Source organism: Photorhabdus heterorhabditis, assembly GCF_001280945.1.
Lineage (GTDB): Bacteria > Pseudomonadota > Gammaproteobacteria > Enterobacterales > Enterobacteriaceae > Photorhabdus > Photorhabdus heterorhabditis.
On sequence record NZ_LJCS01000233.1, the window covers coordinates 1 to 522 of the forward strand.

A 522-nucleotide genomic window follows, 5' to 3' on the forward strand; every position below is an offset into this window, starting at 1 on the left:
GCCTATTCAGATTCGCCGCTGCCGGTTTCAGTATCCCCTGCCACGCCTGCGTTAACGGCTGCACAAACAGCGTCTGCCCCAGGCCCTGCCATTGTCCCCCCAGACTGGCCGCGACCAGACGCCCATAGCCCTGCGTCTCCGTCAAATCCGTGCTTTTCCCTTCAAACACCGCCCGGGCCAGTGTATTCGCCATGGCCGGCGGGTCATCACTGGTGTTCATCTGTTGCAGTTTCAGCCGCACTTCGGTGACCCGGGTCAGGAAGGTGCGTAAATTCAGGTGGCTGTCCGCCCTCATGCCCTCTGGCGTCTGATTTTCGCCCATCAACGCCAGCAGCGGCCCAAAGGTCGCGCTCATCGGTCCACGGCTTTCAGAGGACGGCGCTGTCATCGGCACAGTTTTGTTGTTTAGCAGCGTGTTGGCCGATTTCACCAGCCGGTCGGATAAAGCCGGCCCGCGCTGACCCGTTTGTCCCTGATACGCCACCGTGTTCATTAGCGCCATCAGCGGGGACTGACGGGTAT

The 522-nt window shown here is 61.1% G+C and carries 1 pseudogene; it reads right to left on the minus strand.

What is annotated here, in order from left to right:
* Positions 1-355, minus strand: a pseudogene (locus AM629_RS21500) (ImcF-related family protein); the annotation flags it as partial.
* Positions 356-522 lie beyond the last annotated feature (167 nt).